This window comes from Dactylosporangium sp. NPDC050688, assembly GCF_040654515.1.
Lineage (GTDB): Bacteria > Actinomycetota > Actinomycetes > Mycobacteriales > Micromonosporaceae > Dactylosporangium.
In genome coordinates, this window is the sequence record NZ_JBFAIC010000001.1 from 68,043 (window position 1) to 85,595 (window position 17,553).

General features: G+C 70.1%; 17 protein-coding genes and 2 tRNA genes. 10 read left to right on the top strand and 9 right to left on the bottom strand.

The window, feature by feature from the left end:
* The first annotated feature begins 83 nt into the window (after nt 1–83).
* From AB0H83_RS00300 to AB0H83_RS00310, 3 genes are all read left to right on the top strand, one after another.
* Complete coding sequence (locus AB0H83_RS00300) at nt 84–872, top strand: fumarylacetoacetate hydrolase family protein (RefSeq protein WP_360084380.1); 789 nt, start codon at nt 84–86, stop codon at nt 870–872.
* 74 nt (nt 873–946) lie between these two features.
* Nucleotides 947–1,018 (top strand) — tRNA-Gln (locus AB0H83_RS00305).
* 65 nt (nt 1,019–1,083) lie between these two features.
* Nucleotides 1,084–1,156: transfer RNA gene (locus AB0H83_RS00310), tRNA-Glu, on the top strand.
* Between the two features lie 90 nt (nt 1,157–1,246).
* Here the strand turns inward: AB0H83_RS00310 and AB0H83_RS00315 are convergent.
* Nucleotides 1,247–1,942, bottom strand: coding sequence for a site-specific integrase (locus AB0H83_RS00315; RefSeq protein WP_360084383.1), 696 nt, complete (start codon nt 1,940–1,942; stop codon nt 1,247–1,249).
* A gap of 1,640 nt (nt 1,943–3,582) precedes the next feature.
* Here AB0H83_RS00315 and AB0H83_RS00320 point away from each other — a divergent pair.
* On the top strand, nt 3,583–4,149 hold the full coding sequence (locus tag AB0H83_RS00320) for a hypothetical protein (protein ID WP_360084386.1): 567 nt from the start codon (nt 3,583–3,585) through the stop codon (nt 4,147–4,149).
* Between the two features lie 551 nt (nt 4,150–4,700).
* Here AB0H83_RS00320 and AB0H83_RS00325 read toward each other — a convergent pair.
* From AB0H83_RS00325 to AB0H83_RS00335, 3 genes are all read right to left on the bottom strand, one after another.
* Complete coding sequence (locus AB0H83_RS00325; protein WP_360084389.1) at nt 4,701–4,898, bottom strand: hypothetical protein; 198 nt, start codon at nt 4,896–4,898, stop codon at nt 4,701–4,703.
* 139 nt (nt 4,899–5,037) lie between these two features.
* Complete coding sequence (locus AB0H83_RS00330; RefSeq protein WP_360084392.1) at nt 5,038–5,334, bottom strand: hypothetical protein; 297 nt, start codon at nt 5,332–5,334, stop codon at nt 5,038–5,040.
* A 37-nt stretch (nt 5,335–5,371) separates the two neighbouring features.
* Nucleotides 5,372–6,058, bottom strand: a complete 687-nt coding sequence (locus AB0H83_RS00335; RefSeq protein WP_033357786.1) for an IclR family transcriptional regulator — start codon at nt 6,056–6,058, stop codon at nt 5,372–5,374.
* A 49-nt stretch (nt 6,059–6,107) separates the two neighbouring features.
* Between AB0H83_RS00335 and leuC the strand changes: the two genes are divergently transcribed.
* The 3 genes from leuC (at nt 6,108) to AB0H83_RS00350 (ending at nt 8,940) form a co-directional block, all read left to right on the top strand.
* Complete coding sequence (gene leuC / locus AB0H83_RS00340) at nt 6,108–7,520, top strand: 3-isopropylmalate dehydratase large subunit (RefSeq protein WP_360084397.1); 1,413 nt, start codon at nt 6,108–6,110, stop codon at nt 7,518–7,520.
* A gap of 24 nt (nt 7,521–7,544) precedes the next feature.
* Nucleotides 7,545–8,132: a 3-isopropylmalate dehydratase small subunit gene (leuD, locus tag AB0H83_RS00345; RefSeq protein WP_360084400.1), complete on the top strand. Its 588-nt coding sequence runs from the start codon at nt 7,545–7,547 to the stop codon at nt 8,130–8,132.
* 139 nt (nt 8,133–8,271) lie between these two features.
* Nucleotides 8,272–8,940: an HU family DNA-binding protein gene (locus tag AB0H83_RS00350; RefSeq protein WP_360084403.1), complete on the top strand. Its 669-nt coding sequence runs from the start codon at nt 8,272–8,274 to the stop codon at nt 8,938–8,940.
* A gap of 74 nt (nt 8,941–9,014) precedes the next feature.
* On the opposite strand, the gene AB0H83_RS00355 is transcribed toward AB0H83_RS00350, so the two are convergent.
* The 5 genes from AB0H83_RS00355 to cofC all read right to left on the bottom strand — a co-directional run bounded on the left by AB0H83_RS00355 (nt 9,015) and on the right by cofC (nt 14,575).
* Nucleotides 9,015–9,875 carry an NUDIX domain-containing protein gene (locus AB0H83_RS00355; RefSeq protein WP_360084406.1) on the bottom strand — a complete coding sequence of 287 codons (861 nt, stop codon included), beginning with the start codon at nt 9,873–9,875 and terminating at the stop codon, nt 9,015–9,017.
* Nucleotides 9,872–11,254 carry a CHAD domain-containing protein gene (locus AB0H83_RS00360; RefSeq protein ID WP_360084409.1) on the bottom strand — a complete coding sequence of 461 codons (1,383 nt, stop codon included), beginning with the start codon at nt 11,252–11,254 and terminating at the stop codon, nt 9,872–9,874. Before AB0H83_RS00360 ends, AB0H83_RS00355 begins: the two co-directional genes overlap by 4 nt.
* Complete coding sequence (locus tag AB0H83_RS00365) at nt 11,251–13,410, bottom strand: RNA degradosome polyphosphate kinase (protein ID WP_360084412.1); 2,160 nt, start codon at nt 13,408–13,410, stop codon at nt 11,251–11,253. Before AB0H83_RS00365 ends, AB0H83_RS00360 begins: the two co-directional genes overlap by 4 nt.
* Nucleotides 13,411–13,677: 267 nt before the next feature.
* Nucleotides 13,678–13,875 carry a cold-shock protein gene (locus AB0H83_RS00370; RefSeq protein WP_360084415.1) on the bottom strand — a complete coding sequence of 66 codons (198 nt, stop codon included), beginning with the start codon at nt 13,873–13,875 and terminating at the stop codon, nt 13,678–13,680.
* A gap of 67 nt (nt 13,876–13,942) precedes the next feature.
* A complete protein-coding gene (gene cofC / locus AB0H83_RS00375) occupies nt 13,943–14,575 on the bottom strand; it encodes a 2-phospho-L-lactate guanylyltransferase (protein ID WP_360084418.1) in 633 nt (210 codons plus the stop codon).
* Between the two features lie 73 nt (nt 14,576–14,648).
* Between cofC and AB0H83_RS00380 the strand changes: the two genes are divergently transcribed.
* From AB0H83_RS00380 to AB0H83_RS00390, 3 genes are read left to right on the top strand one after another with little or no spacing between them, the layout of a single operon-like run.
* Nucleotides 14,649–15,356, top strand: coding sequence for a lysophospholipid acyltransferase family protein (locus AB0H83_RS00380; RefSeq protein ID WP_360084421.1), 708 nt, complete (start codon nt 14,649–14,651; stop codon nt 15,354–15,356).
* A 16-nt stretch (nt 15,357–15,372) separates the two neighbouring features.
* The gene (locus AB0H83_RS00385) at nt 15,373–16,413 is read left to right on the top strand and encodes an NAD(P)H-dependent glycerol-3-phosphate dehydrogenase (RefSeq protein ID WP_360084424.1); all 1,041 of its coding nucleotides are present in this window, start codon (nt 15,373–15,375) and stop codon (nt 16,411–16,413) included.
* On the top strand, nt 16,410–17,519 hold the full coding sequence (locus tag AB0H83_RS00390) for a cystathionine gamma-lyase (protein ID WP_360084427.1): 1,110 nt from the start codon (nt 16,410–16,412) through the stop codon (nt 17,517–17,519). Before AB0H83_RS00385 ends, AB0H83_RS00390 begins: the two co-directional genes overlap by 4 nt.
* Nucleotides 17,520–17,553: the final 34 nt, after the last annotated feature.

Consider the following 17,553-nt stretch of genomic DNA (forward strand, 5'->3'; position numbering starts at 1 on the left):
GTTTGTGGCGTGGCGCCTGGCGTTCGCGGCGCGGCCTGGTGCGTTCGTGGAGCGGCATCCGGGGGCGGAGTAGATTTCACGGCGTGCGTATCGCTCGTTTCGCCCACAGCAGTGGCATGTCGTTCGGAGCCGTCGAGGGCGAGCCCTCGGCCGGGCTCACCGGGCTCACCGTCGCCGAGATTGACGGTCACCCGTTCGGGGAGCTGCGCTTCACCGGTCAGCGCTGGGCGCTCGCCGACGTGCGGCTGCTCTCCCCGATCCTGCCCAGCAAGGTGGTGTGCGTGGGGCGCAACTACGCCGACCACGCCGCCGAGCTCGGCAACGACGTGCCGAAGGAGCCGCTGCTCTTCCTCAAGCCGTCCACGTCGATCATCGGCCCCAACGACGCCATCCGGATCCCGCCGCAGTCGCAGCAGGTCGAGCACGAGGCCGAGCTCGCCGTCGTGATCGGCGTCACCGGCGCCCGCCGCGTCGACCGGGCCGGCGCCGCCGCGGCCATCTTCGGCTACACCGCCGCCAACGACGTCACCGCCCGCGACCTGCAGCGCAAGGACGTCCAGTTCACCCGCGCCAAGGGCTTCGACTCGTTCTGCCCGATCGGCCCCTGGATCGCCACCGGCGTGGACGTCAGCGACGTCGAGGTCCGCTGCGAGGTCAACGACGAGGTCCGCCAGCTCGGCCGCACCAAGGACATGGTGTTCGACGTGCCGACCCTCGTGTCATATGTGTCACACGTCATGACCCTCCTCCCGGGCGACGTCATCCTCACCGGCACCCCCGCCGGCGTCTCCCAACTCAACCCCGGCGACGAGGTCACCGTCTCGATCGAGGGTGTCGGCACGCTCAGCAACAGGGTCCTGACCTTGGAATAGGCGTGTTTGCGACAACCGATTTGGCCGGATGGGTTCGCTCCGGTAAAGTTTCCAACCGGCGCTGACAGCGCCGATGGGGTATGGGGTAATTGGCAGCCCAACTGATTCTGGTTCAGTTAGTCTAGGTTCGAGTCCTGGTACCCCAGCACCGCAGCAAGATCGCGGTGCTGTATTGTTCCACCGCACGGCACGCAACACGAGCAACACCTGGGGCCCCGTCGTCTAGCGGCCCAGGACGCCGCCCTCTCAAGGCGGTAGCGCCGGTTCGAATCCGGTCGGGGCTACAGTCCGCAAGGCGGCTGGTCAGAGGCACAACGCCATTGACCAGCCGCTTTCGTTTGTGGACGTGTCAGCCTGCTGCAGTCAACGGATCGTCAGTCGACCCGTCGGCGGGAGCCGTAGAAGACACCTGTCACGTGGCCGTGGTACTCGCTCGGCGCGTGGGTGTAGAGGTTCAGGGTGGTCGAGGTGTTCTCGTGCCCCATGACCGCCCTGACGATGTTCACGGGCACGTTGTCGGACACCAGCCACCTCGCGTACGAGTGCCGCAGGTCGTGGAAGTGCAATCCGCCGGCCGCGTGCGCCGTCACGTGCTCGACCGCCTCACGCTCGGCGCCGAACTCCTTGGAGTGCTCCACGCCCGCTGCGTCGGGCCATGCTGCGAGCCACGCGCCGGGCTGGTGCTCCGTGACGCTGCCGAGCAGCCCGGCGCGCACGAGGGCGGGCCGCCAGACCTGTCGCCGGAAGGTGGACCGCAACAGCGGTTGCCCTGAGCGGCTCGTGAACAGCAGCGCGGTTGGCCTCGGTGGCGCGTCGAGCACGGCGCGCAGCTGCTGCAGCTCGGTCACGAGGAACGCGGGCAGCGGGATGGAGCGCACGCCCGCCCGCGACTTCGGGTAGGGCTTGATGCTGCGCGCTCCCCCGGACTCGATGACGACCTGGACCACGCGCAGCCGCCCCGCGTCGAGGTCGACCGCGCCCCACGCCAGCCCGGCCGTCTCGCCCCAGCGCAACCCGGTGCCCGCCGCCAGGGCGACGAGCGCGCGGTACGTCGGCGGCGTGGCGGGCAACAGCCGCTCGAAGAAATCGGCACGGCTGAGGGCCTGCGCCGGACGGCGCGGCTTGTGAGTGGCTTGGGAGGTTCACGCCCTTGCACGGGTTGATGGCGATCAGGCGGGCGTAGATCGCGGAGTCCATCACCATCGACAGCACGCCGAAGCACTTGGCGACCGACGCCGGGGCGAGCTTGCGGCTGAGGGCGTTCACCCACTCCTGCACTGCGCGGTGGTCGATGCTCGCCAGCGGCCAGCTGCCCCATTGCGGCACACGTGAGTCGCCGAGTATGCGGACCAGCTGAGGTCCATCGTTTCCTAAACCGGCGCACGAGTGCAGCAACGGTGTTCATGCGAAGGCGTGGGAGCAAGCTGGACGGCCGTCGGGGGTGGCGTTGCACCAGAGCGGTTTCAGGAGTGGTCCAGCCCGCCAGATGGGGATTTACATACCCGATGTTACGTCACATTGCAACTGACATCGATGCATGATTTCCTGCTAACTTAGCCCAGATCGCTTACTGGGATCACCCAAAAGGGCTACTCACATTCCGAGCAGGGGGAGAAGCGGCCTACCCGGCATGGCAAATTGCATCGACGGTTTACGATTGAATCGTCACATCGAGTTCGCATTGCACGGGGTCCAGTGCCCGTTCAGTGCAACCTTCGTCGCATACATCGGGGAGGTCGCATGCAAGGAACGACGCGTTATTCACTCGCCAAGCCTGGTCGCACCAAGCTATGGACGAGACGGCTTACTATCGCACTGTCGGTAGTTGCTCTACTTTTGGTGGGGATCAAATCCCAGCATTCGCTGGACCTCGCACCTCGGAATGCCTAGGCACCGCTACGAAAAACCTGGCTGAGCGTAAGGCGAACATCGAGGACGTGCTCTACAGACTACGCAAGCAAGGTTATACAATTGACCAAATTTCGGCAGTCCTGTCGGAAAAATGCAACATTCACCGTAGGAGTAAGCCAATCCGGCAGGTGGGCGCCCTGGATAGCCAGAACTCGGATATCAATGTTGAGGCGCCACGATCTTTGATGACCCCTCCCATAACACTTGGATTGCTTACACCTTCTGGCAATGGAACACGATTTCACCTATCGCTTCTGAGGTGCCATTGTTCTGTTCATTGCCATGCAATATTGGGGGCAACGAGGGCATCGGACTAAGCCTCAACAGGCCGGTCAACTCGATCTCCAGTAGTTATCAAGCAACTATGCGCGCATGGGGTGAAACGGACTACTTTCCCATGCTGAACACGACCACCCCAAGTACCTTGAATAACACCGGTGTTAGCTTTATTGGGCAAGACAAATTCTGCATGAGCAACCAGGGTAGCAACTGCGGGGGCGAGCCAGGGGGCCAGGACTACAATTTCAAATATGGGTCTATCATTTACTACATCAGCAACCCGGGCTGCGGAACGCTTCAGGCCTACGCGCAATACTCGCACACCTGGTCGAGCACATCCGTGAATGGGATCGGCGTCTACAGTAACGGTCTAAGCTTCTCGTGGTCGACTACTTCCGATCACTGGGAATCATCTCCAGGCAACGGCGGGGAAGCAGTAACGCCCTGCTAGTAATTTGAGGTGATGGTGTCTACCTGGTCAACTCAGGCCAAATGGTGGTTGTTGCCACGACGGCGCGTCGTGGCAACAACCATCATTGTGGATCTAGCCGCCCTTGCGCTAATCAGCCTATTTGTCGCTGTTCGGCGCACACAATCCCATGATATATCCGTCAAAGCGTCCGCAATTCTTGCGGCTGACAGCATCGAAACAAACCCTGGACATGACCTCGTGAAGAGGTTTGAAAGCCTGCGCGGAATTCCTTTTAGCGTTCGCGATGGATTCACCGTATTCATGTTTGGGTCATGGAAGATCGAAGGAAGGATCGATCCAGAGTGCCAGACGCAACTGGCCGTAAACTCCCCGAACGGCTGGCATTTAGTCGACTGGACGAGCGATCAAAAGCTCGTGAACGGAACGATCAACAGCTGGGGAACAATTCAAAAGGAGCGTTCATATCTGCGCGAATATCGCGATACCTTGACATTGGTAACCGTGGCGACTGGAAGCTATGCGCTAGCTTGGCAGCCACCGAAATCCGCGCACGATACCAGCACTCTAAAAGCGAAAATCGTGTATGCGTGCGGAAATTCTGACCACCATCCGAGCGAGTTCGACGTAACCATCGATCAACCCCAACGCCGTTAGACATGCGTCGCTAGAAATGATTATGGATTGCTGCCGGACGGAAGGCTTCCTGGTTGACTAACGGCTCGCTCGTCTAAATGGAATATCCTAGTCTGCGGCGTGAGGGTGGGCGGTCAGTGTCTGTTACGGCGCTGACCAACCGCAGCGGTTGCCAGCGTGCGAAAAATGGAGGCAGGACAGTCAGCAGAACCGCTGCCACTGCTCGCCACCGGATCGCAACTGACGTCACAAGTTGCCACGTGGTGGCGGCGGCCAAGGCATGGCACAGCGGTGCAGCGGTCCGTGGCACCGCGCTCTCAAGGCGGTAGCGCCGGTTCGAATCCGGTCGGGGCTACAGTCCAATGGGTCCACCCTGTTCACAGGGTGGACCTGTTCCCGTTGGTGGACTTCCGCGTTCCCCGCGCACGGCTTCGCCGCGCTCCCCAGCGGGGGGTCCCACCCCGCACCCCCCATGCTCGCTTCGCTTTGCACGCTCGCTTCGCTCGCGCTACGGCGCTGCGCGAGCCCCGGGGGCTCGCTTCGCTTCGTGGGGGAGCCTGGCAGACGGGACCCTAGCCGTGGGCGGGCTGGCGGGCTTCTTGGATGGCGTCGGTGATCTGGGTCGCCAGGAGCGTGGCTTGCTCCAGGGTGAGGTCGTGGGCTGGTTCTGTGCGGGCTCGGGTCACGAACGTGATGCCGATCAGGGAGCGCTCGCCGCGCAGCAGGCGTTCGAGGATCACGCCGCAGCCGGTTCGGTCGTCGAACGGCACGTCGAGGCCGGTCGGCTCCGGAAGGTCTGGGTCCTTGTCAGCCCGGCCCTTGGGCTGAGGTGGTTGCCTGCCGGCTGGGAATCGTCGGGGGTGGGTGCTCTCCGGTCTGGGAAGGACCGGAGAGCAGCCGGGAAGCGGACTACAGCTGGGACGCGATGCCGAGGAAAGCGGCGGTCAGCACGATCAGGCTCAGCACCATGGTCATGCAGCCGCCGCGGCCGCCTGCTGGGGCCGGGGTCGGGGGTGCCGGCACGGTGGGCGGGGTGGTGGGGCGCTGCGGGCCGTCGGGGCTGGGCGAGCCGGGGCCGGTCGACGGCTTCTCCGGGGCGCCGGAAGGGGCCTGGCCGACGCCTGAGGCCTCGCCCTCGGGGGCTTCGGGTGCCTCGGAGATGCCGTCGTCGATCGGTTCGGGGGCGGCTGGGGTGGATTCAGGCACTGGCTCCTCCAGTCAAGCGTGCTCGATGTGCGGCACGCTACAGGCCGGAGAGGCGTTGTCCAGCCCGGACCACGGCCATGGCGTGGCGGTCGCCGGGGCGGCGGCCCAGGCGCTCGATCGGGCCTGAGACGCTGATGGCGGCGATGACCCGGCCGGTGCGGTCGCGGATCGGGGCCGAGACGCTGGCGACGCCGGCCTCGCGCTCGGCGACGCTCTGCGCCCAGCCGCGGCGGCGGACCTCGGCGAGGGTGCGGCCGGTGAACTTGCACCGGGGCAGCAGCGGCATGACGGCCTCCGGCGGCTCCCACGCCAGGAGCACCTGGGCGGCGGAGCCGGCGGTCATCGGCAGCACCGAGCCGATCGGCACCGTGTCGCGCAGGCCGCTGGCGCGCTCGGCGGCGGCCACGCAGAGCCGCTCGTCGGCGCGGCGGAGGTAGAGCTGCGCGCTCTCGCCGGTCGCGTCGCGCAGTGCGGTGAGCATCGGCTCGGCCGCGGTCAGGAGAACGTCGGGTGCCGCGTTGGCGAGCTCGCCCAGGCGCGGGCCCGGCCGCCAGCGTCCTTGCGCGTCCCGAACGAGCAATCGGTGGATTTCCAGGGCCTGTGCGAGCCGGTGCGCCGTTGCCCGGGGAAGCTTGGTCCGGTCCACCAGTTCGGCCAGGCTGGCGCCGTCGACACAAGCGGCCAGGATGACCACCGCCTTGTCGAGCACGCCAACACCGCTCATACTGTGTCCCACAGACCGAAACATACCTCCCAAACTTTAGGATGTCCAGATGGTGGGAGAAGCACGACCGCGGACGCTCGCAGAGAAGGTGTGGGACGCGCACGTCGTCCGTGCCGCTGACGGCGAGCCGGATCTGCTGTACATCGACCTGCACCTGCTGCACGAGGTCACGAGCCCGCAGGCGTTCGACGGACTGCGCCTGAGCGGGCGCGCCGTGCGCCGCACCGATCTCACGATCGCGACCGAGGACCACAACACGCCGACCGACAACCTGTTGACGATCAGCGACCCGGTGTCCCGCCTGCAGATCGAGACGTTGCGCCGCAACTGCGAGGAGTTCAAGGTCCGGATCCACTCGCTGGGCGACGCCCAGCAGGGTGTGGTGCACGTCATGGGCCCGCAGCTGGGGCTGACCCAGCCGGGCATGACCATCGTGTGCGGCGACTCGCACACCTCGACGCACGGCGCGTTCGGCGCGCTGGCGTTCGGCATCGGCACCAGCGAGGTCGAGCACGTCCTGGCGACCCAGACGCTGCCGCAGCCGCACCTCAAGACAATGGCGGTCAACGTCGTGGGCGAGCTCGCCCCGGGCGTCACGGCCAAGGACCTGGTGCTGGCGCTCATCACCCAGGTCGGCACCGGCGGCGGCCGCGGCCACGTCGTGGAGTACCGCGGACCGGCCATCGAGAAGATGTCGATGGAGGGCCGGATGACGGTCTCCAACATGTCGATCGAGTGGGGCGCCAAGGCCGGCATGATCGCGCCGGACGAGACCACGTTCGCCTACGTCGAGGGCCGCGAGTACGCCCCGAAGGGTGAGGAGTGGGAGCGCGCGAAGGCGTACTGGGCCTCGCTGCGCACCGACGAGGGCGCGAAGTTCGACCGCGAGATCACCCTCGACATCACCCACCTGACGCCGTTCGTCACCTGGGGCACCAACCCGGGCCAGGGCGCGCCGCTGGGCGCGAGCGTGCCGGACCCGGCCGACTTCACCGAGGACGCCGACCGCGTCGCGGCGCAGAAGGCCCTGGAGTACATGGCACTGACGCCGGGCACGCCGCTGCGCGACGTCGCGGTGGACGTGGTGTTCCTCGGTTCGTGCACCAACGGCCGGCTGGAGGACCTGCGGGCCGCCGCCGACGTGCTGCGCGGGCGCAAGGTCGCCGACAGCGTACGGATGCTCGTCGTGCCCGGGTCCGCGTCGGTGCGCGCCGCGGCCGAGGAGGAAGGGCTGCACGAGGTCTTCACCGCCGCCGGCGCCGAGTGGCGCTTCGCGGGCTGCTCCATGTGCCTGGGCATGAACCCGGACACGCTGAAGCCGGGCGAGCGTTCGGCCTCGACGTCCAACCGGAACTTCGAGGGCCGGCAGGGCCGCGGCGGCCGCACCCACCTGGTGTCGCCGCAGGTCGCCGCCGCAACCGCCGTCGTCGGCCGCCTCGCGGCCCCCGCGGACCTGAACTAGCCGAGAAGACAGGCAGAATCTGACATGGAGAAGTTCACCGTCCACACCGGCACCGCCGTGCCGCTGCGCCGTTCCAACGTGGACACCGACCAGATCATCCCCGCCGTCTACCTCAAGCGCGTCACCCGCACCGGGTTCGAGGACGGGTTGTTCAACGCCTGGCGCTCGGATCCCGAATTCGTGCTCAACAATCCCGTGTACGCGGGCGCCTCGATCCTCGTCGCCGGGCCCGACTTCGGCACCGGGTCGTCGCGCGAGCACGCGGTCTGGGCGTTGCAGGACTACGGTTTCAAGGTTGTCGTGGCACCGCGTTTCGGTGACATCTTCCGGGGAAACGCGCTCAAGGCCGGGCTCCTGCCCGTCGAGCTGGACGTGAAAGCGGTCGAGGAACTGTGGGCCGGGATCGAAGCGGATCCGGCGGCGCCGGTAACGGTCGATCTGCAGGAGCGCCAGTTGCGTGCGGCGGGCCGCGAATGGGCCTTCCCGCTGGACGACTTCAGCCGTTGGCGCCTGCTGGAAGGCCTTGACGACATCGGTCTGACGCTGCGCCACGAGGACGCCATCACCGCCTTCGAACAACGCCGTCCGGAGTGGACACCCGTCGTTCACTAGGCACCAGCAGGGCGTCTCGATGAGCCGCCGGCCGAATCCGTTGCTCCACAACGATTTCTTTTCCGTCATATGTTTGTATCCTGTGTTCGTTGGGATACCTTGCCCACAGGGACTTATTTCTGGTACGGGAGGAAACAACGTGAACAAGGCCGAGCTCATCGAGGCGCTCAGCGCTCGCCTGGGCGACAAGAAGTCGGCAAACGCGGCGCTGGACGCGGTGCTGGCCGAGATCCAGGCTGCCGTGACCAAGGGCGACAAGGTCGCCATCACCGGTTTCGGTGTCTTCGAGAAGCGCGTCCGTGGTGCGAGAACCGCGCGCAACCCGCGCACCGGTGAGGCCGTCAAGGTGAAGAAGACGTCGGTGCCCGCGTTCCGGGCCGGCGCCAGCTTCCGCGAGATGGTCGCCGCCGGCAAGGTGCCGAAGGCCGCGCCGGCCAAGAAGGCCGCCGCCACCAAGACCACCGCCGCGAAGGCGACCACGGCCAAGGCGACCGCCGCCAAGGCCACGACGGCCAAGGCGACCACGGCCAAGGCCGCGCCGGCCAAGGCGTCCGCCAAGGCCACGACGGCGAAGGCCGCTCCGGCCAAGGCCGCCACCAAGGCGACCGCCGCGAAGGCGACCGCCACCAAGGCGACGGCGAAGGCCGCTCCGGCCAAGGCCGCCGCGACCAAGGCCGCTCCCGCCAAGAAGGCCGCCACGAAGACCACGCGCGCCGCCGCCTCGACGACCGCGCGCAAGACCACCACGGCCTCCACCACGACGGCCGCCAAGAAGGCGCCCGCCAAGAAGGCCGCCACCGCCAAGTGACCCGGCGGCGGCACCGGTAGAACAACGGAAAAGGGGGCGGGCGCCATACCGGCGCCCGCCCCCTTTCGCTGTGCTCAGACCGTCAGGGGTCGCAGCGGATCCCAGCCGAGGAGCCGGTCACCGCTGAAGGTGAGGAGCCACCCGCTGCCCTTGCGGGTGTGGAAGTCCACATTGGTGCGGCCGGACAAGGCGACCAGCAGCGGCGGCATCAGCTTGCCCTGGCTGCACACGACGCTCGTGCCGCCGCGGGCCGCGACGGCCCGCAGCGCGTTCGCCGCGGCGGTCGGCGACTGCCCCTCGTCGAAGGCGGGGTCCAGGCCGTACGGCAGCCCCAGCGGTTCCACCGTCTGCCGGCACCGCAGGGGGGTGGCCGACACCACCCACTCCGGCCGCAGCAGCCGCAGCAGGCCGCTGAGCGCCTCCGCGTCGCGCGCGCCGGCGCCGTCCAGCGGGCGGCTCGCGTCCGGACCCTTCCACTCCTTGCGCTTGCCCGCCCGGGCGTGGCGCACCAGCGCCACCACCGACGTCACCGGCGGCAGGTCCAGGAACGCCTTCACCACGCCCCGGTCGTGCGCGTAGCTCAGCAGCGCCGGTGCCTGCGCGGCCGGCACCCAGCGCGCCTCCTCGATCTCGTCGTCGGCGGGCCGGTCCTGCCACACCAGGGCCCGCATCGACCAGAAGTCGACGACCTTCTCCACGCCCGGCTCGCCGGTCAGGTACCGGATCGAGGGCAGCCTGGCCTGGGGCACGCCCCGCACCAGGGTCTCCTCGTGCACCTCGCGCACCGCCGCCGCCAGCTCGTGCTCGCCGGGGTCGATCTTGCCCTTGGGCAGGGACCAGTCGTCGTAACGGGGACGGTGCACCAGCACGATCTCCACGCCGTTCCTCGTCGGGCGCCACACCACCCCGCCCGCCGAGCGGACGACCGTGTTCATCTCAGCCATGCTGTGGTGTTCTCCTCGCAGACCGCGGCCCACACCGCCGGGAACGCGGCCCGCGCCCGGGTGACCGCTGCCCGCTCCCGCTCGAACAGTCTGCCCGCGGTCACGGCGAGATCATGGTCGCCACGGTCGAGGAATCTCGCGACGAACAGCCACGTGTCGGCGGCGGTCGCGGCGTCCTGGTGCTCGCCGAGGATCTTCTGCGCCTTCGCGATCCGCTTGGCCAGCACGGCCGCCTCCACGCCGACGACCGGGGCAGCGGCGTCGGCGGCGTACCGGGCCCGCTTGGCCAGCTTGCGCACCTCGTGCCAGTCGTCGTCGGGCAGGTCCGGGGTCAGCGCGCCGGCCGCGGCGTGCAGCCTGCGCCACGGCTTGCGCACCAGGCCCGGCAGGACCCGGGCGGCCGGCGCCGCGTGCCTGCCGGCGAGCCGGGGCGGCCGCACGAGCGCGTCGAGCAGCGGCACGTACCGCGGCGAGCGCAGCGCCTCGTCCAGCGCGGACAGCGCCGTCTCCTGCCGGCCGGCGAGCGCCGCGTCAATGCGCTCCACGGCGCCCGCGTCCAGCGGGGCGAGGGGATCGGCCGCGGCGGTGGCCCGCAGGCGCGCCCGCAGGACCTCGACGTCCCTGGCGCCGCCGAGCGCGCCGGCCAGCCGGCTCAGCTCCGCCCGCAGCGACCGGCTCCAGGCGGGGTCGAGCAGCGGCTGGAAGGTCTGCAGGTCGCTGCGCAGCCGCCGGGTGCCGACCCGCATCTGGTGCACGGGGGTGTCGCCGTCGGGCATGGTCCCGCGCACCCGGGCGACGGCGTCGTGCCGCAGGATGCGCGCGACGCCGGCCCCCACGGCGCGGGTCACGAGGTCGCCGGCGGAGCCGTCGGGCCCGTCGGCGGAGCCGGGCGGTGCGGGGACCGCGCCGGCGGCGGTCAGCGCGGCCGCGATGCGGGCAAGGTCCCCGGTGCCGCCGTCGATGAGCACCACCTCGACGCCGCGGGGGCGCCGGCCCGTGCCGCGCCCGGACAGGACGCGGACCTCCGCCAGTACGCCACCCGCCGCCGACAGCACGTGGACGGCCGAGCGGACCGTCCGCACCGCGGTGAGGTCAGCCCCGCGGTGCAGGGCGGTCAGCACGTCGAGCAGGTCCGGCGGGACGACCCCGGCGCCGGCGGCCGGGCGGCGCAGCTCGCGCCCCGGCAGCAGCAGCGACCAGGTGCCGGCACGGTCCAGACGCAGCGACACCCCGGCGTGCGCGAGCGCCGCGTCCGGGGTGTCGTAGCAGGTGGTGCCGAGGGTGACGGCGCCGCCCGGCCCGGCCAGGTCGGGCAGTGTGAAACCGTCACCGACGACGAACTGGGCCGGGAACCAGGCCGGCGGTCTCACGTGGTGGGCTCCGCCCGGTCCACGATCCGGCGCAGCAGCGCCTCCTGCGGGTTCCTGCCGTGCCGGCGGTGCCAGGTGCCGTCGCCGGACAGCTCGAACGCGCCGGTCTCGTCGCTCATCATGAGCTTCAGCATCCGGTCCAGCTCGCCGGTCGCGGCCGGGTCGGTCACCTTGACCAGGGCCTCGACCCGCCGGTCGAGGTTGCGGTGCATGAGGTCCGCGGAGCCGATCCAGTACTCGGCACCGGCGTCGCGGCCGAACCGGAACACCCGCGAGTGCTCCAGGAACCGTCCCAGCACCGACCGGACCCGGATGTTGTCCGACATGCCCGGCACGCCGGGCCGCAGCGCGCAGATGCCGCGCACGATCAGGTCGACGCTCACCCCGGCCTGACCGGCTCGGTAGAGCGAGTCGATGATCTCCTCGTCGACCAGCGAGTTGACCTTCAGCTGGATCAAGCCCTGCTCACCGAGGGCGATCTCGCGGTCGACCCGCTCGATGATGCCGCGCCGGACACCGTGCGGGGCGACCAGCAGCCGCCGGTAGGACGTCTGGCGGCTGTACCCGGTGAGCACGTTGAACAGGTCGGTGAGGTCCGCGCCGACCTCCGGGTCCGCGGTGAGCAGGCCGTAGTCCTCGTAGAGCCGCGCGGTCTTCGGGTGGTAGTTGCCGGTGCCGACGTGGCAGTACCGCCGGATGTGGTTGCCCTCCTGGCGCACGACCAGCGCGGTCTTCGTGTGGGTCTTGAGCCCGACCAGGCCGTAGACGACGTGGCAGCCGGCCCGCTCCAGCGTGCGGGCCCAGCCGATGTTGGCCTTCTCGTCGAAGCGCGCCTTCACCTCCACCAGCACGACCACCTGCTTGCCCGCCTCGGCCGCGTCGACCAGGGCGTCCACGATCGGCGAGTCGCCGCTGGTCCGGTAGAGCGTGAGCTTGATCGCCAGCACGTTCGGGTCGGCGGCGGCCTGCTCCACGAAGCGCTGCACGCTGGTGGAGAACGAGTGGTACGGATGGTGCACCAGGATGTCGTGGTCGCGCAGCCGGGCGAACACGCTGCGCGGGGTCTCGCCCTCGGCGAAGTGCGGGTGGGTCGCCGGCACGAACGGCGCGTCCTTCAGGGCCGGCCGGTCGACGCCGTTGTAGATCTCCCACAGCGCGGTCAGGTCCAGCAGCCCCGGCACCCGCAGCACGTCGTGGGAGTCCATGTCCAGCTCGCGGACCAGCAGCTCCAGCACGTGGTCGGAGATCGACGCGGCGACCTCCAGGCGCACCGGCGGGCCGAACCGGCGCCGGGCCAGCTCCCGCTCCAGGGCCTGCAGCAGGTCCTCGTCGCGGTCCTCGTCGAGCTCGACCTCGGCGTTGCGGGTCACCCGGAACAGGTGGTGTTCGACCACCTGCATCCCGGAGAACAGCTGCCCGAGGTGCGCCGCGATCAGCTCCTCCACCGGCAGGAACCGCACGGTGCGCACGCCGTCGCGGGTGATGCGGTCCAGCGCGTAGAAGCGCGGCACGTTGTTGGGCACCTTGATCCGGGCGAACAGCTCCTGGCCGCCGTCGCGCTCGCGGACCACGACCGCCAGGTTGAGCGACAGGCCGGAGATGTAGGGGAACGGGTGCGCCGGGTCGACGGCGAGGGGCGTCAGCACCGGGAAGATCTGCTCCCGGAACGAGGTGCGCATCCGCTCCCGCTCGGCCGGGTCGAGCTCGCTCCACCGCACGATGTGGATGTGCTCCTCGGCCATCGCCGGGGCGATCTCCTCGGCGAACACCCTCGACTGGCGGGCGACCAGCGCGGTCGTGCGCTCCGCGATCTGCTCCAGCTGCTCCGTCGGCGCCAGGAACCCGGGGCGGCGCACCGGGATGCCGGTCTGCAGCCGCCGCTTCAGGCCCGCGACCCGGACCATGTAGAACTCGTCGAGGTTGCTGGCGAAGATGGCGAGGAACTTCGCCCGCTCCAGCAGCGGCGTCGCGGGGTCCTCGGCCAGCGTCAGGACCCGCGCGTTGAAGTCGAGCCAGGACAGCTCCCGGTTGAGATACCGGTCCTCGGGCAGTGGCTTCTCAGTCGGTACGACCAGCGCGTCGTGCTCCTGCGACGGCGCTACGGCGGACTTCTGGGCGGGTACCACCGGGGTCTGCTCCGCCACCGTGTCGCTCATGGTGACCTCCTCGGGCGCCTGTGGGGCGTCTTCACCGGTTGCAGGTGCCGCGGCCTTCGTTGCCCGCCTGACACGTGGCGTCTTGCCGGTTGCCGGAGCCGCCCGTCGCGGTGCCGCCTTGCGCGGGGCCGCCTTGGGAGGCGTGCTCTGCGGGTCGGGGCGTTGTGCGGCGTTACGAGGGCGGCTGCGACCGGTAGGCGTTTCGTCCACCGGATCATCATGGCCCGTTTGTGCGGGTCTGAACATGAACTTCCTGCGGCTCAGCGGCTACGGCAAGGTCGGCAGTGTGACCTTCACGACGTCCCCTGCCGCGTCGTGATCGAGGCGGATCCGCTGGCCCAGGCGCAGGTGCCGCAGCCCCGACGCGTCGAAGGCGGCGGCCGGGAAGTGCAGCTCGGTGCCGTCGTCCAGCAGCACCGTGCCGGTGCGGGTGTCCTCGTCGAACGTCGCCACGGTCCCTTGCATCAGTCCACGCTACCGCGTGTCGATGTCCGCGCGCGTTTCGCGGGACGGCGCCGCCATGGCGGTTGTGTTACGCCCGGGTGCACAGAATCTCGCCGGTGTGCGTGCCGAGGCCCAGGTCGGCGGCGGCGTCGAGGTCGGCGGCGGTGTCCACGTCGCGGCGCAGGCTCGGCCAGTCGCCGTCGAGGCGGACCGCGCCGGAGCGCAGGTGCGCCGCCGCGGATCCCGGCCCGAACTGCGGGTCGAGCGGCACCCCGGCGGGCGCGGCCAGCAGCACGGTGCCGCTGCCCTCCAGGTCCGGCACGAACGCGCGGCGGCCGGTGCCGGCCGCCGCGGCCAGCACGACCGCCAGGTCGGCGGGGCGCATCGCGGGCAGGTCGGCGGTGAGCGCGACCACCGGCGCGCCGCCGGCGGCCAGGGCGCCGAAGATCAGCGCCGCGTTCAGGCCGGCGGCCGGGGTGTCGGGCAGGCAGGTGGCGCCGGCGGCGGCCAGGCCGGCCCGCACCAGCGGGTCGTCGCAGACGACGACGACCCGGCCGACGGCCGGGCAGGCGAGCACCGCCGCGACCGTGTCCCGGGCCATGGCCAGCACCAGCCCGGGATGGGTGGCGTCCGGCACGGCCCCGCGCAGCCGCGTCTTCGCCGCACCGAGCGGCTTGACCGGCACGACCGCCGTCCAGGTGGCCACCCACGTGCTGAGCATGACCCATCCTGACACGCCGCCACGACGCCCGGCAGTGGCATGATTCGCAGCAGAACCATGAGGGGAGGGTGAGATGGGGCGCCGGAGGCTCGGCTTTTGGCGGCGTTTCGCTGTCGCGACCGTGAAGCCCACGATGCAGCTGCTGACCCGGCGCACATGGTCGGGCATGGAGCACATCCCGGCAGAGGGTGGGGTGATCATCGTGGTCAACCACATCTCGCACGCCGACCCGCTCACCGTCGCGCACTACATCTACGACGCCGGCCGCTGGCCGTCGTTCCTGGCCAAGTCGAGCCTGTTCAGCGTGCCGGTGCTCGGCTACCTGCTGCGGGCCAACCACCAGATCCCGGTGCGCCGGGGCACCACCGACGCGGTGAAGGCCCTGGAAGCTGCCCGGGCAGGGGTGCACGACGGCGAGGCCCTGGTCATCTACCCCGAGGGCACCACCACCCGCGAGCCCGATCTGTGGCCGATGCGGGGCAAGACCGGCGCCGCCCGCCTGTGGCTGGACACCCGCGCGCCCATGATCCCGATCGTGATGTGGGGCCCGGAGCGAATGTACGACCCCCGCACCAGCAAGCTGCGGCTGCTGCCGCGCGCCGACGTGACCGTCGTGGCGGGGGCGCCGATCGACCTGTCTGCCTGGGACGACGCGCAGCCGAGCGCCCAGACGCTCAACGAGATCACCGACCACATCATGCTGCACCTCCGCGACATGCTCGTGGAGATCCGCGGCGGGACCCCGCCGCCGCTGTGGACACCGCGCAGGACACTTGCATGACTGGGACGGAGCGCACATGAGCATTCGACGCGCCGCGGTGCTCGGGGCCGGATCGTGGGGCACCGTCTTCGCGAAGCTGCTCGCCGACGCGGGCACACCGGAGGTCACCGTCTGGGCCCGGCGCCCCGAGCTGGCCGAGGCGATCCGCGAGCGGCACGTGAACCCGGACTACCTGCCCGGCATGTGGCTGCCCGAGGCGATCACCGCGACCGGTGACGCCGGCGAGGCGATCGACGGCGCCGACCTGGTGGTGCTGGCCGTGCCGTCACAGACGCTGCGCGGCAACCTGGGCGCGTGGGCCGGCACGATCGGCTCCGACGCCACGCTCGTCAGCCTGATGAAGGGCATCGAGCTGGGCACGTTGAAGCGGATGAGCGAGGTGATCGTGGACACCGCCGGCGTGGAGCCTGAGCGCATCGCTGTGGTCACCGGCCCCAACCTCGCCCTGGAGATCGCGGCGGAGCAGCCGGCGGCGACCGTCGTGGCGTGCACCGACATCCGCCGCGCCGAGCTGGTGCAGCGCGCGATCAGCACGCGGTACCTGCGGCCGTACACCAACGACGACGTCATCGGGTGCGAGCTGGGCGGCGCGGTCAAGAACGCGATCGCCCTCGCCTACGGGATGGCCTCGGCGCTCGGCTTCGGTGACAACACCCGGGCCACGCTGATCACCCGCGGCCTCGCGGAGACCACCCGGCTCGGCGGGGCGCTCGGGGCGAACCTGATGACGTTCGCCGGGCTCGCCGGCCTCGGCGACCTGGTGGCCACCTGCTCATCGCCGTTGTCCCGCAACCGCACGTTCGGCGAGCACCTCGGCCGCGGCGAGACCCTGGAGCAGGCGCAGGCCGCGACCAGGCAGACCGCAGAAGGGGTCAAGAGCTGCCTGTCGATCCGTGACCTGGCGCACAGCGTCGGCGTGGAGATGCCGATCACCGAGCAGGTCGAGCTCGTCTGCCACGAGGGCGTCGACCCGCTCAAGGCGCTCGCCGCGCTCATGTCCCGCGAGACCAAGCCCGAGCGGCCCGGGGTGCCCTCGACGGCGGAGGCGACCTCATGACAGGTGACGGCACGAGGGCTGTGCACGCCGGACTGCCCGAGCCGGTGCCTGGCCGGCCGTTCCTGCCCAATCCCGCGTTCGGCGCGCCCTACCACCTGGACCCGGTCGCCGGGCCGCGGCTGGGCGTCGACGGCTACGGGCGCACCGACAACGCGACCTGGCGCGCGCTGGAGACCGCGATCGGCGCGCTCGAGGACGGCGAGTGTGTGACGTTCGCCTCCGGCATGGCCGCCATCAGCGCGGTGCTGCTCAGCGTCCTGCGCCCCGGGGACACCGTCGTCGTGCCCGCCGACGGCTACTACAAGACCAGGGCGTTCGCGTCCTCGCACCTCACCGAGCGCGGCGTCACGGTGCTCGAGGTGCCGACCGCGGGGCCGTACCCGGCGCTGGACACCGTCCGGCTGCTGCTGGTCGAGACCCCGGCCAACCCGGGGCTCGACGTGTGCGACATCGCGGAGCTGGCCGCCCAGGTGCACGCCGGCGGCGGGCTCGTCGCGGTCGACAACACCACCGCCACCCCCCTCGGGCAGCGCCCCCTCGACCTGGGCGCCGACTTCTCGGTCGCCTCCGGCACCAAGGCCCTGACCGGCCACTCCGACATCCTGCTCGGGTACGTCTGCACCCGCGACCCCGAGCGGGCCGCGGCCCTCACGGCGTGGCGGGGCGCCACCGGCGCGGTGGTCGGCCCGTTCGAGGCCTGGCTCGCGCACCGCTCGATCGGCACCCTCGACCTGCGCCTGGCCCGGCAGTCCGCCAACGCCGCCGCCGTCGCCGAGGTCCTCGCGGCGCACCCGGCGGTCCTGTCGGTGCGCTGGCCCGGGCGGCGCGAGGATCCCGCGTACCAGGTCGCGTCCCGGCAGATGCGCCGGATCCCGGGCGTGGTCACGTTCACCCTCGCCGACCGGGGCGCCGCCGAGCGGTTCCTGGAGGCCGCGGAGCTGGTCTTCGCCGCCACGTCCTTCGGCGGCCTGCACACCTCCGCCGACCGGCGGGCGCAGTGGGGCGACGCCACCCCCGAGGGCCTGATCCGCTTCTCGTGCGGCGTCGAGGACACCGATGACCTGGTCGCCGACGTACACCGCGCACTCGACGCGATCAAGGACTGACGCAGGGCGAAGTGCCGGCACCGCGACGGTGACA